The organism is Myroides fluvii, assembly GCF_009792295.1.
GTDB classification, from domain to species: Bacteria; Bacteroidota; Bacteroidia; order Flavobacteriales; family Flavobacteriaceae; genus Flavobacterium; species Flavobacterium fluvii_A.
The window spans coordinates 1,919,708-1,936,015 of record NZ_CP039934.1; the positions used below are offsets into that span (position 1 = coordinate 1,919,708).

Genomic DNA, 16,308 nt, shown 5'->3' on the forward strand with positions numbered 1-16,308 from the left:
TGTAGTTTATCACCTCGTTTGATGGAAAAGATTACAGCTAATATTCTCTTTTTTTAAGGAAGGTGTAAAGGTGAAAGCAGTAAAATACGCGAGAAGGTAACGTTTATTACTTTTGTTTTTTTACTTTTGAACCAATTTCCGTTTGTGTAAGGGGTTGAGTCGAAAAGAGAATATTTTGGTAATCAACGTTAAAAAAGTAGGTATTTTTTAAATCATCGGAAAGGATTTTAAGAGAAAGTATGAATTATATCGGTTGAAGTGGAAATATTAAGAAAAAACACATATTTTTGCTTCACAAAAGAATGAAGTATGGCAAAGAATTTAGTGATCGTGGAGTCGCCAGCAAAGGCAAAAACAATTGAAAAATTTTTGGGAAAAGATTATCAGGTAGAATCTAGTTATGGACATATAGCAGATTTACCCTCGAAAGAGATAGGGGTAAATGTAGAAGATAATTTTAAACCAAAATATGAGGTTTCTAGTGATAAGAAAGCAGTAGTAAAGAAATTAAAAGATCTTTCCAAGAAAGCAGAGGTTGTTTGGTTAGCTTCCGATGAGGATCGCGAGGGGGAGGCTATTGCTTGGCATTTGGCAGAAGAATTAAAACTGGACCAAAATAAAACAAAGCGAATTGTTTTTCACGAAATTACTAAATCGGCTATTTTAAAAGCAATTGAAAACCCGAGAGGGATTGATTATAACTTAGTTAATGCACAACAAGCGAGACGTATCTTGGATCGTTTGGTGGGATATGAATTATCCCCGGTGTTGTGGAAGAAAGTAAAAGGAGGATTATCTGCTGGACGTGTTCAGTCTGTAGCTGTTCGTTTAATTGTTGAAAGAGAAAAAGAAATCAACGAGTTCAAAATTGAATCTTCGTATGTGATTACGGCTGAGTTTAAAACAGCTGAAGGAAAAGGGGTAAAAGCGAGGTTGTCTAAAAACTTCAGAAGTGAACAAGAAGCAAAGGATTTCCTGAACCTTAATATAGGAGCAAACTATACAATTAAGGATTTAGAGACAAAACCTGCTAAAAAATCACCAGCTGCTCCATTTACCACATCAACGCTTCAACAAGAAGCTGCCCGTAAGTTATACTATTCAGTTGGACAAACGATGATGTTAGCACAACGCTTATATGAAGAAGGGTATATTACTTATATGAGAACGGATAGTGTGAATTTATCGGAGGAGGCAACAAAAGCTGCCGCTGCAGAAATTGCAAAATCATACGGCGCAGAATATGTACAATCCAGAAGTTATGTAACGAAAAGCAAAGGAGCTCAAGAAGCGCACGAGGCCATCAGACCAACAAATATGGCTTTGCATGCTGTTCCTTTGGATCGAGATCAAGCGCGTTTATACGATTTGATATGGAAGCGTACGTTGGCTTCTCAGATGAGTGATGCTAAATTGGAACGCACCAATGTAAAAATAGGTGCAAATAAATACAGTGATTTATTCGTGGCAACAGGAGAAGTGTTGTTGTTTGATGGATTCTTGAAAGTGTATTTAGAAGGGCATGATGATGAAGAGGAAGAAGTGGAGGGAATCTTACCACACTTAAAAGTTGGGGAGTCGTTGTTGTCGAATGCAATTGTAGCAACACAGCGCTTTAGCAAGCCCGCAGCGCGTTATACAGAAGCCTCGTTGGTGAAAAAATTAGAAGAGTTAGGGATTGGACGACCATCAACCTATGCGCCGACGATTTCAACTATTATTGCGCGTAACTATGTTGAAAAGGGAACCACGGAAGGAAAAGAACGCCCGTACAAAGTAATGACGCTAGCTCAAGCTGCTGTTGCAGAAAAAGTACTAGTAGAAAAAACAGGATCAGATAAAGGGAAAATGATTCCTACAGATATAGGAATTATTGTTAACGATTTCTTGGTTAAGAACTTCAAGACAATTCTAGATTATAATTTTACAGCTAAAGTAGAAGAAGACTTCGATGCTATTGCTGCTGGAGAAGAAGATTGGGCAAAGATGATGCGCGAGTTCTACGATCACTTTCACCCAACAGTGAAAGATGTTGAAGAAAATGCAGAACGCGAATCAGGAGAGCGTATCCTCGGAACAGATCCTGCTTCTGGCAAACCGGTATTGGTGCGTTTGGGGAAATTTGGTCCCATGGCTCAAATTGGTGATGCAGAAGAGGAGAATAAGCAATTTGCTAGCTTAGCCCCAGATCAAAATATTGGAACAATTACCTTAGAAGAAGCATTAAAGCTATTCTTACTGCCTAAAATGTTAGGGGAGTATAATGGAGAAGAGGTTGAAGTAAATAACGGGCGATTTGGACCTTATGTGCGCGTGGGTAAAACATTTATTTCCCTGCCGAAGGGATTAGAACCCTTAGATGTGTCGTATGAAACGGCTTTGGGCTTTATTAAAGAAAAAGAAGAAGCAGATCGACCAATTGCAACCTATAAAGAGTTACCTGTACAAAAAGGTGTAGGGCGATTTGGTCCTTATTTGAAGTGGAATAACATTTTTATTAATGTCAATAAAAAATACAATTTTGATAACCTTTCAAATCAAGATGTTATCGAGTTGATTGAAGATAAAATTCAAAAAGAAAAAGACAAGGTAATTCACGATTGGCAAGAAGAAGGAATCCGAGTAGAAAAGGCAAGATGGGGAAGATCGGTTATTTTGAAGGGCAAAGTGAAAATAGAGTTAGCGAAAGACGTCGATGCACAAGCCTTAACGTTAGAGGAGGTCAAAGCGATGATTGAAGCAAAAACTCCTGCAAAGAAAACCAAAGCTGCCGCAGCGAAGAAGCCTGCAGCTAAAAAGGCAACAACTAAGGTAGTAGCTAAGAAAACGACAACCAAGAAATAATTGAATAGCAAGGTATGTTAGAACTTTTACGTCCAGTTAGTATTGAATTTCGAAATTTTATCGACGGATTGCCAAGTCAAAGTCTAGGAAAGAAAGTGTATTTTCATTCTGGAGGAGATTTCGATAAGTATGCACAATATAAAATCGCTCTTATTGGGGTTACCGATAATAGAGGATTGGCTGCGGAATCTGCTACTGTGGATTTGATGAAAGTTAGAAAAGCTTTTTATACCTTGTATCCGGGGAATTGGAATGTTCGGATTGCCGATTTAGGGGATATTGTACCTGGGGAGTCTATCGAAGATACTTATTTTTTACTGCGAAAAATTGTAGAAGATTTAGTTAAAAATGGTTCAATCCCAGTTGTTATTGGAGGAAGTCAAGACTTAACCTATGCGTTGTATCGCGCGTATGACAAATTAGAACAAATGGTAAACTTAGTTTGTATTGATCACAAACTAGACGTTGCTAAAGATGGAAGTTATGCCGCAGAAAGTTTTCTGTCGCGAATTATTCTAGAAGAACCGAATAATTTGTTTAATTTTTCAAATTTAGGCTACCAAACGTATTATAATTCGCAAGAAGAGATCGATTTAATTGAAAGTTTATACTTTGAAGCCTATCGAGTTGGAGAAATTATTAATAATATTGCATTGGCAGAACCCGTATTGCGAGATGCTGATGTTGTTAGCATTGATATTAATGCTGTAAAGTCAAGTGATTCTGGGAATTTCGTCACGTATAATCCCAATGGATTTGACGGGAGAGAGATTTGTGCTTTGGCTCGCTATAGCGGGTTAAGTGATAAAGTTAGCACTTTTGGACTATTTAATTATAATAATCAAACAAATGAAACGTTATTATTAGGACAAATATTGTGGTATTTTATTGAAGGAGTTAATTATCGCTACAATGAATACCCCTTTACCTGTAAGGACAATTATGTGAAGTATATTGTGCCTTTTGATGATTACGAGAATTTGATATTTTACAAGAGTGATATTTCTGGGAGATGGTGGATTGAAGTGAGTATTGACGCGGGTGTTAATGAAAAGTTAACAAAGAAAACGCTGTTACCTTGTAGTTATGAAGATTACGAAAAGGCAACCGCTCAGCAATTACCTGATAGATGGTGGAGAGCATTTAAAAAGAGTTTAGTATAGTCTTGAAAAATTTAACATTTACATATGTTAAATATAAACTAAATTTTCTTTAGCTTTGTTTTTGAAAATTAAAAATAATTGAATACGTTTACATTTTTAAGAAGTATATAAGAAAACCTAAATAATATATGAAGAAGATCATTACGTTAGGAGCAGTTTTAGCTTTGGTATGCAGCTGTGGTACTGGAGATCGAGGTGAGTTGTTAGGCGGAGTAGAAGGAAAGAGATGGTCAACTACGAAGCCTCATGGTATGTCTTTGGTTCCAGGTGGGACTTTTACAATGGGACAATCGAACGAAGATTTCCTTGGTGCACAGGATGCCCCAACAAAAACAGTAACCGTTGGTTCGTTCTACATGGATGAAACGGCTGTTACAAACAACCAGTACAGGAAATTTGTGGATTGGGTAAAGGATTCGGTTATCCGAACTCGTTTAGCTATTGCTGCAGATGATATGGGATTGACTCCAGATGGTGGTGGTATTGGTGCTTATGCGTTTTTAGATAGCGAAGAAAATCTAGATCGTATGACGCCTTATCAAAGATATATGTACGAAAATTACTACAGCATGGATAGCAGCGATGACATGTATGCGGGTAGAAGATTGAATAAAAAAGTGAACTTGCCTGCATCAGTAGATCGTTATCCTGATGAGTATTATGTTGAAGTAATGGACTCTTTGTATATTCCTGCTTCTGAAACATATAATGGATTGGGTATGTTCGATGCTTCTAAAATTAAATTCAAATACACGTATGTGGATTTAGAGGGAGCAATGAAAGACAAAGGAAACGATCCACGTGGAAAACGCAACAGACACTTAAAAACAGAGACGTTGTTGATTTATCCTGATACAACGCGTTGGATTAAAGAATTCCAATATTCTTACAACGAGCCAATGCACAATGATTATTTCTGGCACGAAGCTTTTGGTGAATATCCTGTAGTGGGTGTGAACTGGAACCAAGCGAGAGCATTTGCTGCATGGAGAACGTTGTACAAAAATACATTCTTGCGTTCAAAACGCATGCCTTCTGAAGTACATGAGTACAGATTGCCAATGGAAAGCGAATGGGAATTTGCAGCTAGAGGTGGTTTAGAAGGAGCAATGTATCCTTGGGGTGGTCCTTATACAACGGATGAAAAAGGTTGTTTCATGGCTAACTTCAAACCTAGTCGTTTTGATTATGCAGCGGATGGAGCTACCTATACAGCTGAAGCACGCGCTTATCCACCAAACGGATATAACTTATACAATATGGCTGGAAACGTAGCGGAGTGGACAAGCTCACCGTATGATTCATCATCTTATGACTTCATGTCAAGTTTAAAACCAAAAAACAGAAGATCAGATACGCCATTAAAAGTTGTACGAGGAGGATCATGGAGAGACCCTGCTTATATGTTACAAGTAGCTACACGTGATTCTGAATACGCGGATTCAGCTAGATCATACATCGGATTTAGAACCGTGCAATCTGTTTCAGGATCAATGTCTAGAAGCAATGCGTCTAAAATGGCTAAATAACCCGAACCAAAACAATTATAGATTATAGACAAACAATTAAAACAATTAAAAAATTATGGCAATACCTAAAAAAGTAATGAACTTCTGTTATGGAATGGGGGCTTCAGTTGTAATTATCGGTGCATTATTTAAAATTACGCACATGGAGTTAGGACCAATTAATGGAAATAATATGCTAACTTTAGGATTGGTTGTAGAAGCACTTATTTTTGCGATATCTGCTTTTGAACCAGTTGATGATGAGTTAGACTGGTCTAAAGTTTATCCCGAATTAAGAGGTGGAGAACCAACACAAGTTAGAGGTGGTGGTAGTGCTGTAGGATTTGTTGGTGGTGGATCAACAGAAGAGCAAGGGATGTTGTCTAAGAAATTAGATGATTTATTGAAAGAAGCGAAAATTGACGGGGAGTTAATGAATAGTTTAAGCAAAAGTATCAGAAACTTTGAAGCAGCATCGAAAGAGATTGCTCCAACAGTTGATTCAGTAGCTTCTACTAGAAAGTATGCCGAAGAAATGTCAATGGCTGCAGCTCAATTAGAATCGTTGAATTCAATGTATAAAGTACAGTTAGAAAGTGCTACACGCAATGCTGAAATTAACAAAGAGGTTGCTGAAAATAACATCAAATTAAAAGAGCAAATGTCTGCTTTAACAAGCAACTTGTCTTCATTAAACACTGTTTATGGAGGAATGCTATCTGCAATGGGAAACCGCGGTGCTAATTAATTTATAATCCATATAAAGTTATAAATAATGGCAGGAGGAGCAAAATTGACACCTAGACAGAAGATGATTAACCTTATGTATCTGATTTTCATCGCGATGATGGCCCTTCAGATGTCAAAAGAGGTTTTATCAGCTTTTGGGATGGTAAACGATAAATTTGAATCGGCGAACGTTTCGGCGATGTCAAACAATACAAGCTTGTTAGAAAGTTTAGAAGTTAGAGCTTCTGATGATCCAGCTCGCTTTGGTGAACCTTATAAAAGAGCACAACAGGTAGCTGTAATCACAAAAGAATTTTTTGATTACATTACAACTGTAAAAACCATGATTACAGATCCACTAGAAGAACAACGTGTGGATGGTAAATTACCAGCTGAACGCATGGAAAAAGGAGATGTAATCGATCAGGCTTGGTTTACAGGAGATAAATATTCTGCGCAAGGAGAAGAATTTGTTGCAGCAATTGAAAAGTACAAAAAAGATATTGCGAATGTTCTTACAGAAGATACAAAATATCAATTAATCGCTGTTGAATTACAAAATAGATTCGATTTAGCTGATGTAAAAGATGGAGAAGGGATTGTAAAACCTTATTTAAATTACAATTTCCAAGGATTCCCAGCTATTGCTTCTTTGACTAAATTGTCTACCATGCAGAATGATGCAAAAGTAATTGAGCATGATTTTTACAACTTATTGTTAGGAAATACATTAAGTCAAGCAGCATCGATGCGTAACTATAAAGCAATCGTTATTTCTGAAAAATCAGCATATTTTGCTGGTGAACAGTTTAAAGGTATGGTTGTTTTAGGACGTTATGACCAATCGACTGTGCCAACAGAGGTTATCGTAAACGGACAAAAAGTTGATTTATCGAAAGCATTAGATAATGGTCGCGTAAATTTAGGATTTAGCACTGGAAACGTTGGAGAACATGAATTTAAAGGTAAATTTACTTTCATGGAGGACGGACAAGCAATTCCGGTTGACTTTACAGGAAACTATGTTGTAGTTCCTAAACCAAATCAAGCGAACATCTCTGCAGATAAAATGAACGTGGTGTATCGTGGGGTAACTAACCCAATGACAATCTCTTTTGCAGGTATTTCGGATGATAAAGTAGTAGCTTCTGCTCCTGGTTTATCTAAAGGAGGAAAAGCAGGACAGTATAATATGCGTCCGCAAGCAGGTAGAGAAGTTACAATCAACGTAACAGGTAAATTGCCAGATGGAACATCGGTAAGTGACAAAAAAGTATTTAGAATTAAAGATATTCCTGCACCTCGTGGTACAGTTCGCGGTGAGTACGCTGCGAAAGGACCTAAGTCTAACTTAGAAGTAGTAACCATCGGTGCAAAATTAGAAGATTTTGATTTTGAATTAGGGTTAACAGTTACAGGATTTGTATTGCAAGTTCCAGGACAACCATCCGTGGTTGTTCAAGGAAATAGAATGAATGATAGAGCGAAAGCTGCGATTTCTAAAGCAAGACTAGGAGATGTGGTTGTTATTTCTGATATCAAGGTACGTTTAGACGGTGCAAGTGATTATGCATTGAAGAAAACTGCACCTTGTACATTCGAAATCATGTAATTTCGAAATAAATAAAAGAAGAAAACTTTGAATAATATGAACTGGAAAAAAATTTCACTATTTGTAGCATTTTCAATATTCTCATTGCAATCATTTGCACAAAGCAACTTATTAAATGCTAAGTCTGCTGAGGAAATTGGAATGAAAAGTATTCAAGATATATACGTACAAAGCGAAGGACCAATTCCATACGGGTATGTAGCAGATAAGGACATCCTATTTGGTATTAAAGTATGGGAAAACATTTCTCTTGAAGAGAAAGCGAATGAGTCTTATTATTATCCTATCGAAGAGGTAGTTGGAGATGGAAGAAAATCAATGTTCCAAGCTTTGATTGATGGTATTAAGTCTGGAGCTATCACAGAAGTATACGATGATAGTGACTTTAAAAGAAAAAGAACATTAAAGGAACTTGAAACATCTTTCGTGAAAGTTGATACTACAGATGCTGGTATTGAATACTATAATGCTGGTGAAAGAATTCCAGAGGAATATATTCAACGTATCGAGTTACGTCCATCTGATGTAAAATCGTATCACGTTTTGGGATTGTGGTTTTTTGACCGCAATGAGGGACAATTAAAGTATCGTTTGTTGGGAATTGCTCCAGTAGTAGTTGACTTGTATACAAAAGGTGCTGACGTTGAAAACGCAGTAGAGTTATTCTGGATCTTCTTCCCGGATGCTAGAGGTACACTGTTTGATGCGCAAGTATTCAACTCTAAAAACCCAATGAATCCTATGAATTTTGATCATCTGTTAAATGCTAGACGCTTTAGCTCTACTATTTACAAAGCAGATAATCAATACGGAGATTCACGTATCAACGATTATATCAAAGGTGGAGAGTTAAGTCAATTATTTGAAGGCGAACGCATCAAAGAATTGATCAGAAACCTTGAAGATGATTTATGGAATTACTAATTTTGTAATTACTAATTTATAAAGCTCTTATCTAAATTAGATAAGAGCTTTTTTTATGATTTCAATTATGGTGGATTATATTGTTGTAGGAACGGGATTGGCGGGAATTGCATTCACGGAAAAGTTAGCTCAACAGGGCAAGACATACGTTGTTATTGATTCAGAAGAACGATCTTCTTCTTTAATTGCTGGAGGAATGTACAATCCAGTGGTTTTGAAGCGCTTTACGGATGTGTGGAAGATTAATGAACAATTGACTATCGCAGAAGTTTTTTATCCTGCTTTAGAAGCTAAATTGCAAATCAAATGTTGGTATCCGATGGATTTATATCGTCGTTTAGCTTCGATTGAAGAGCAGAATAATTGGTTCCAAGCAGCAGATCGCCCAAATTTAAATGCCTTTTTATCGCCCGAAATTGAAAAGAGGCGATTAGATGGCGTAGATTTGTCCTTTGGTTTAGGAAAGGTTAAGTCAACGGGTTATTTAGAAACAGATGAGCTAATTCCTGCTTATCGTCAGCATTTGACTCAATTGGGATGTTATAAAAGAGAACGTTTTGACTACAGTCAGTTGGAATACCAAGAGGAAGGAGTTGTGTATAAGGGAATTGAAGCTCGGTATATCGTGTTTGCTGAAGGTTTTGGCTTGTTGCAAAATCCATTTTTCAACCAACTGCCTTTGGATGGTACCAAAGGGGAGTTGATGATTGTCAAGATTCCTGGATTGAATTGCGATTTTATGCTGAAAGCGGGGGTATTCCTGATTCCGATAGGTGAGGATAAATATAAACTCGGCGCAACTTATAATTGGGCGGATAAGACAGATAAACCAACAAAAGAAGGAGAAGCTGAATTAATCGCAGGACTGAAGAGTTTTGTGGAGTTGGATTTTGAAATTGTGGAACATATTGCTGGGATACGCCCAACAGTAAAGGATCGAAGACCGCTGTTGGGGAGAAGCTTAGAATCGGATCGAATTTTGGTCTTGAATGGATTGGGCACACGGGGTGTTTTATTAGCTCCTTACTTAGCAGAACAATTGTATAATTATATAGAAAATAACATTGCGTTGGAGGAAAATATCTCTATTCATCGCTATAAAAAGTTTAAATTAAAGAAGTAGTATTTATGTTGAATATACATAATTTGTCTGTATCGTTTTCAGGCGAATATTTATTTGAAAACGTTACATTCAGAATTGGTGCTGGCGATCGCGTTGGATTAGTTGGGAAGAATGGCGCTGGAAAATCAACGCTTTTAAAACTCCTTTCTCGCGATATGGACCCTGATACAGGAAGTATTGCTGTGGAAAAAGAATTAAAGATCGGCTTTTTGCGCCAAGATATTGATTTCATTCCTGGAAGAACCGTTTTAGAAGAGGCTTATCAAGCATTTGTGGAAATTAAAGCGGTTGAAGCAGCGCTCGAAAAAGTCAATAATGAATTAACAGAACGCACGGATTACGAATCAGAATCGTATTCGGAATTGATTGAAAAACTCAGTGATTTAACCCATCGATTTGAAATTATTGGGGGATACAATTACGTCGGAAATACCGAACGTGTTTTACAAGGATTAGGATTCAAACGCGAGGATTTTGACAATCTAACGGATACCTTTTCTGGAGGATGGCGTATGCGTATTGAGTTAGCGAAGTTGTTATTGCAAGATAACGATGTGTTGTTACTCGATGAGCCGACCAACCACTTGGATATTGAAAGTATCATCTGGTTGGAGAATTTCTTAAAGAATTATCCGGGGGCTGTGGTTATTATTTCCCACGATAAGATGTTCTTGGACAATGTTACCAATCGTACGATTGAAATTTCTTTAGGTAAAATATACGATTTCGATAAGCCGTATTCTGAATATTTGGTTTTGCGTGAAGAATTACGTGAAATGCAATTGGCTGCACAAAAAAATCAAGCAAAGAAAATAGAAGAAACAGAAAAATTAATTGAACGATTCCGCTATAAGGCAACTAAAGCTTCTATGGCGCAGTCTTTAATTAAGCGTTTGGATAAAGTTGAGCGCATTGAAGTGGATGAAGATGATAATGCGGTGATGAATATCTCTTTCCCCGTGAGTATTGATCCGGGTAAAGTGGTGTTGGAAATGGAAAAAGTAACCAAGCGATTTGGTGAAAAGGTTATTTTCAAAGATGTAGATTTTTTGATTGAAAGAGGAAGTAAAATTGCTTTTGTAGGGCAAAATGGTCAAGGAAAATCGACATTGATTAAAGCTGTAATGGAAGAATTTGAATACGAGGGCTCAATTAAGTTGGGGCATAATGTTCAAATTGGATATTTTGCACAGAACCAAGCGGATTATTTGGATGGTGAAAAGACTTTACTCGATACGATGCTTGAGGCTGCGACTGACGGAAACCGTGTCAAAGTACGCGATATGCTAGGGTCTTTTCTATTTAGAGGGGATGATGTGGAAAAGAAAGTGAAAGTACTATCTGGGGGAGAGCGCAACCGTTTAGCACTATGTCGTATGTTATTGTCTCCGATCAATGTATTGCTGATGGATGAGCCGACCAACCACTTGGATATTAAATCTAAGAATGTGTTGAAACAAGCGTTACTCAACTTTAAAGGGTCTTTGATTTTAGTTTCTCACGACCGTGATTTCTTACAAGGATTGACCAATTTGGTGTATGAGTTTAAAGATCAAAAAATCAAAGAGTACTTAGGAGATATCAATTACTTCTTAGAAGAACGCAAAGCACAGAATATGCGTGAAATTGAGAAGAAAAGCGACAAGAAGGAGCCACAAGTAGAAGTGAAAACCGAAGAAAAGAAAGTCGTTGCGCTATCTTATGAAGATCAAAAGAAGCAAAAGACGCTTCAAAACCGATTGAGTAAGATAGAAAGTGAAATCAGTGAATTGGAAAAGAAAGTAGCAAAAGACGATGCTAGATTAGCGGTAGATTACGAAAAACTCATGCAGGACGAGAGCTTTTTTAAGTCTTATGAGCAAAATAAGAAGAAAATACAGGCCTTGATGCAAGAATGGGAAGATGTGGCGGCAGAGCTGATGTAAATAGGTAAAGAAGAAGGTTTGTGTAATTTGCACAAACCTTTTTTTATTGATTAGGTCAAGGATACGTTGTTTTTGTTTACATTTAATAAAAAAACAAGATGAAAGTATACCAAACGCTAGGAATATTAGGCATGGTTTGCCTTGGATTAACATGTACGACCACACAAGCACAGCAGAAGCAAAAGGCGGATTTATCCGCTACTATGCCTGAACAAGTCAAAGCAAAGGATTTAGATAAATTGAGCCATGTTTACGCAATTGAAATAGAGAATAAACTGTATAGTGGTTATAGTTTAATCGGAATTAATCCCAAGAGCATTGAAGAGGTTAAAATGGACAATGGAATATTTCAAGTGGGAACAATGCGTTTTGATAAAAAAGTAGCTTTCACCTTTAAAGGTGGGTATCAATCGGAACTTGTAGCCTTAGATCAATGGGCAAAGGGTAATATCAGTTTTCAAGGCAATTTAATTTACATGATTGATGGTGTAGTTGTAAACGCACAATCTAGTACAGTGTTGTTGGATAAGAATTACATCGTTGATTATGCTGTAGTTCCATTGGATCAAATGGGGTTAGCAGAGGCTACTGCTGTGGTTCAGTTGAGAATGAAATCACCTGCTAACTATAAGGTTATGGCTGGGGAGAAAAAGAAAAACGCTTCATCGATTAGTAAAAAAGGGAAATAAGGATATTTTTAACTTCCCCCCACTTTTGTACCTGATCCAACTTTTGGATTGACCGATTGTTAAAAACAAAAAAGGAGATAATCTTTTGATTATCTCCTTTTGGCTTAGTAGCGGGAACAGGACTCGAACCTGTGACCTTCGGGTTATGAGCCCGACGAGCTGCCTACTGCTCTATCCCGCGCTATTGTGGTGCAAATATACAAACTAATTTGAATACAAAACAAGTAAAAAGAATAAATATTTTATTAATTCTATTCTTTTTACTTGTAACTAATTGATTCGTAGTTTATTGCTTTTTATTTTGAAGTGTAAAAATCATAGGCGAGGGGATTGTTTTTGTGTTTTTCTATATCTTCTTTGGCTTTTTGCTTTACGTGTAGTATTAATTGTTTGATATTCCCCGAATTATTATCATTCAATGGACCTACTACTTCTGCATGTTCAATATGCACGCCGCAATAAGCTAAAATGCCCTCTTGTAAAGGAATTAATCCGCTAGACTGATAGATGGACTGATGAATTTCAGGTGATACATCCCCCATAGTTACTAAAATACGCGCAGTTTTTCCTTGTAAAAGGCCTTCTGTATGCTCTGTTGCATGGTGTTTGAAAACAAGTCCTGGAAGAAATAAACGATCAAAGAACCCTTTCATAACTGCAGGCATACCCATCCACCACATCGGATGAATCCATACTTGGTGGTTGCTCCAATAGATATCGTCTAAGGCGCTTAATAAATCAGGTTCTAATTCCATGCGTTGCGCATAACCATAGTGTAAATTGGGGTTAAAATTTAAGGTTCCAATTGCTAAATAACGTACAGTAGCGCCTAAAGCTTCTGCTGTTTTGATATACGTTTGTGCCAAGGTAGCATTGAGACTTGCTGGATTAGGATGTCCATTGATGACTAGAATATTCATAGTGTTATCGAATGAAAATAGTTTGTAAATAAGTGATTTGTTGTTGCCAAAATTGACGAGACATAGCCGTTGGGAAAAAGTCAAATACATGCGTGGCTCCTTTTACTTCAAAAACAGTTGCTGAAACTTCTGCTTGTTGGAGTCGCTCAGCATATTGCGTAGCTTCATCTTTGAGAGGATCAAATTCTGCTATAATAATAGTTGTAGGAGGAAGACAGGTCAAGTCTGTTAGCAAAGAAGGTACGGCATAGGGCAATGGGTGGTTTCGGTGTGCTCCTAAATAATGGTACCACATCCAAGTTGCTGCTTGTTTGCTTTGCATGGGGGCATCGGCTAACAATTTCATGGATGGAGTTTGTAAGCGATGATCCATTGGAGGGTAAATTAAATACTGATGGTGAATTACAATTTCCTTTTGGTCCCTTGTATATTGAGCAAGAGAAGCAGCAATGGTTCCGCCAGCACTACTACCGCCTATACTGATGTTGTTGTTATTTCCTCCTAGGGTATGCGCTTGTGACGACAACCAAAGTAAAGTGTCATATCCATCGTGTAAGGCTGCGGGAAAGGGATGTTCAGGAGCTAAGCGATAATCTACTGAAACAATCAAAACACTCAATGTAAGGGCTAAGTCATGAAAGATAAAGTCATACTGTTCGGGCGTACCATAAATAAAAGCCCCGCCGTGAAAGTACAAAAGTACAGGAAGGTTGTCTTGGTTTTTTGGGTGATAGGTTCTTAATCGAATGTTGCGGTTACTATCGCGAGATGGGATTTCTATATTGGTCACAGTTAAGTCTTGGGGAATAACCAAAGACGCCTCAGTTTCTGCTATTTTCTGCTCTTCTAAGCGAATTTGTCCAGGGTTATGCGCCAATAAGTAGTCATAATCAATTTGATTATATGGACTTTCGTTGATGGCTTGCATCAATTCAATGGGAATATCTTGTTGTATCATATTAAAATTCAATTACTATTTTTCCTACGGTATGTCCGCTTTCTAGTTGTAGATGAGCTTGAGGTATATCTTCAAACGAATAAATGTGTGACAGATGTGGTTTGATATGACCTGTTGCCAATAGTTGAGCAATCTGCTTCATATTCTCTTGACTAGAATACACCGACATAAAATAGCAAGCGTGTAAAAATTTAGCTTGTGCTTTTTGTTCGTCTTCTTTTGTATGTCCAGAAGGTAAGGTTACAATAGTCCCAAAAGGTTTAAGAACCGAAACGGATTTCTGAAAATTAGTTCCTCCTATGGATTCTAAAACAAAATCAAGGTGGCTCAATTCTTTTTCAAAGTCAACTTGACGGTAATCCAGATGTTCGTCTGCCCCTAAAGAAAGTACAAAATCTTTGTTAGACGAAGAGGATGTAGCAATGATGTATGCCCCGAGGTATTTTGCAATTTGTACAGCGAAATGTCCTACACCACCTGCAGCGGCATGTATGAGTAAACGATCATGAGGACGTAATTTCCCATAAGACGTAAAAGCTTGCCAGGCAGTAAGAGCAGCTAGTGTACTCGCCGCTGCCGCTGCATGTGAAATATTTTTTGGCTTTAACGTTAAATGATGGGCGGGTGCGGCTGTGTATTCCGCATAAGTTTGTCCATGTCCAACAAAGTTGACCATACCGAATACTTCGTCTCCAACAGAAAAATCGCTCACGGTATCTCCTACTTGTACTACAACTCCTGAAATGTCCCATCCTAAAATCAAGGGACAATGTTGAAGTAGCTGTTCTGCTAGAGGTGCTTGACGAGTGCGGACTTTTATATCTACAGGATTTATGCTAATTGCCTTGGTCTGAATGAGCACTTCATTCGCTTTGGGTTGGGGAATGGGAATATCTTTATACTGGAGATGTTCAATTCCTCCAAATCCTTCTAATATAATGGCTTTCATCATTCTTTATTTTTTAAGCAAAAATAGACTGATAAAACAAGGTTTGTTAGGTATAAATCAGGTGTATTTCGGTATCTTTGCAGTATGGCAAAAGAAAATATGTACCAGGCCCTTGAGGTGTATTATGAAAAAGTAGAGGTTTGTCCTTTGCGCGATAGGCAGTTTAATTTTTTTGAATTGGTCTATGTACTTTCTGGTCGAGGAAGCCATGGTATTAATGGCAATTGCATTCAATTTACTCCGGGTGATTTATTTTTGATTACTCCTCAAGATTGTCATGAATTTGATTTAGAGGGAATGTGTGAGTTTATGGTGATTCGCTTTGGCGAATCTTACGTCAAAGAATACCAGTGGAAAAGTATTGATCACATTGAATGCCTGCTGTATTATGCTTCTCAATTGTCTGCTTCCGTTTTAGTACACGAAGAAGATAAGCGTTTAGTTGCTCAATTGATGCAAACGCTTCAAGAAGTACTGAGGGTAGAGTTGATGTACAAGGAGGATTTAATTCGACCGATTGTCAATGCGATATTGGTTATTTCGGCCCGAAATATTGCACAAATTCAGTTAAAACCTTTAGCGGAAAACACAGATGCGAAAATTGTACAGATTTTGAATTATATACAAGAGCATATTCGCGAACCTGAATTGCTGAAAGTAGCAGTTGTAGCCAATCAATTCGGCATGTCTCCTACTTATTTAGGTAGTTATTTTCGCAAGCATTGTGGGGAATCTTTCCAAGGATATATTTCAGCCTATAAGATTCGATTAATCGAACATCGTTTGTTGTTTAGTGAAATGAGAATTAATGAAATTGTCGATGAATTTGGATTCGCAGATGAAAGTCATTGTAACAAATTCTTTAAACGGCATAAACAGATGAGTTTATCTGCTTTTCGAAATTTTAAAAAATAAAGAATTTCAGGGTTTTATTTTTCAAATGATTGCGGTTTGATAAAAAAGT

The 16,308-nt window shown here is 37.4% G+C and carries 13 protein-coding genes and 1 tRNA gene; 10 read left to right on the forward strand and 4 right to left on the reverse strand.

Features of this window, described 5'->3' with window-relative positions; all coding sequences use genetic code 11:
* Positions 1-309: 309 nt before the first annotated feature.
* The 9 genes from topA (at position 310) to FBR08_RS08815 (ending at position 12,517) form a co-directional block, all read left to right on the forward strand.
* Positions 310-2,844, forward strand: a complete 2,535-nt coding sequence (gene topA, locus FBR08_RS08775; protein ID WP_158962388.1) for a type I DNA topoisomerase — start codon at positions 310-312, stop codon at positions 2,842-2,844.
* A gap of 14 nt (positions 2,845-2,858) precedes the next feature.
* Positions 2,859-4,007, forward strand: coding sequence for a formimidoylglutamase (locus tag FBR08_RS08780; protein ID WP_158962389.1), 1,149 nt, complete (start codon positions 2,859-2,861; stop codon positions 4,005-4,007).
* A 128-nt stretch (positions 4,008-4,135) separates the two neighbouring features.
* On the forward strand, positions 4,136-5,536 hold the full coding sequence (porK, locus tag FBR08_RS08785) for a T9SS ring complex lipoprotein PorK/GldK (RefSeq protein ID WP_158962390.1): 1,401 nt from the start codon (positions 4,136-4,138) through the stop codon (positions 5,534-5,536).
* 55 nt (positions 5,537-5,591) lie between these two features.
* Entirely contained in the window at positions 5,592-6,263 is a 672-nt protein-coding gene (porL, locus tag FBR08_RS08790; protein WP_158962391.1) for a type IX secretion system motor protein PorL/GldL, read from the forward strand.
* Between the two features lie 27 nt (positions 6,264-6,290).
* The gene (porM, locus tag FBR08_RS08795) at positions 6,291-7,856 is read left to right on the forward strand and encodes a type IX secretion system motor protein PorM/GldM (RefSeq protein WP_158962392.1); all 1,566 of its coding nucleotides are present in this window, start codon (positions 6,291-6,293) and stop codon (positions 7,854-7,856) included.
* Between the two features lie 36 nt (positions 7,857-7,892).
* Positions 7,893-8,780, forward strand: coding sequence for a type IX secretion system ring subunit PorN/GldN (gene porN / locus FBR08_RS08800; RefSeq protein ID WP_158962393.1), 888 nt, complete (start codon positions 7,893-7,895; stop codon positions 8,778-8,780).
* Between the two features lie 55 nt (positions 8,781-8,835).
* Positions 8,836-9,903, forward strand: coding sequence for an NAD(P)/FAD-dependent oxidoreductase (locus FBR08_RS08805; protein WP_158962394.1), 1,068 nt, complete (start codon positions 8,836-8,838; stop codon positions 9,901-9,903).
* A 5-nt stretch (positions 9,904-9,908) separates the two neighbouring features.
* Complete coding sequence (locus FBR08_RS08810) at positions 9,909-11,828, forward strand: ABC-F family ATP-binding cassette domain-containing protein (RefSeq protein WP_158962395.1); 1,920 nt, start codon at positions 9,909-9,911, stop codon at positions 11,826-11,828.
* A gap of 98 nt (positions 11,829-11,926) precedes the next feature.
* On the forward strand, positions 11,927-12,517 hold the full coding sequence (locus FBR08_RS08815; protein ID WP_158962396.1) for a hypothetical protein: 591 nt from the start codon (positions 11,927-11,929) through the stop codon (positions 12,515-12,517).
* Between the two features lie 108 nt (positions 12,518-12,625).
* On the opposite strand, the gene FBR08_RS08820 is transcribed toward FBR08_RS08815, so the two are convergent.
* The 4 genes from FBR08_RS08820 to FBR08_RS08835 form a co-directional block, all read right to left on the reverse strand.
* Positions 12,626-12,698 (reverse strand) — tRNA-Met (locus FBR08_RS08820).
* A gap of 115 nt (positions 12,699-12,813) precedes the next feature.
* Complete coding sequence (locus FBR08_RS08825; RefSeq protein WP_158962397.1) at positions 12,814-13,437, reverse strand: NAD(P)H-dependent oxidoreductase; 624 nt, start codon at positions 13,435-13,437, stop codon at positions 12,814-12,816.
* A 4-nt stretch (positions 13,438-13,441) separates the two neighbouring features.
* Positions 13,442-14,395, reverse strand: coding sequence for an alpha/beta hydrolase (locus FBR08_RS08830; RefSeq protein ID WP_158962398.1), 954 nt, complete (start codon positions 14,393-14,395; stop codon positions 13,442-13,444).
* 1 nt (position 14,396) lies between these two features.
* Complete coding sequence (locus tag FBR08_RS08835) at positions 14,397-15,344, reverse strand: NADP-dependent oxidoreductase (protein ID WP_158964228.1); 948 nt, start codon at positions 15,342-15,344, stop codon at positions 14,397-14,399.
* A gap of 84 nt (positions 15,345-15,428) precedes the next feature.
* Between FBR08_RS08835 and FBR08_RS08840 the strand changes: the two genes are divergently transcribed.
* The gene (locus FBR08_RS08840; RefSeq protein WP_233266071.1) at positions 15,429-16,259 is read left to right on the forward strand and encodes a helix-turn-helix domain-containing protein; all 831 of its coding nucleotides are present in this window, start codon (positions 15,429-15,431) and stop codon (positions 16,257-16,259) included.
* The last annotated feature ends 49 nt before the right edge of the window (positions 16,260-16,308 follow it).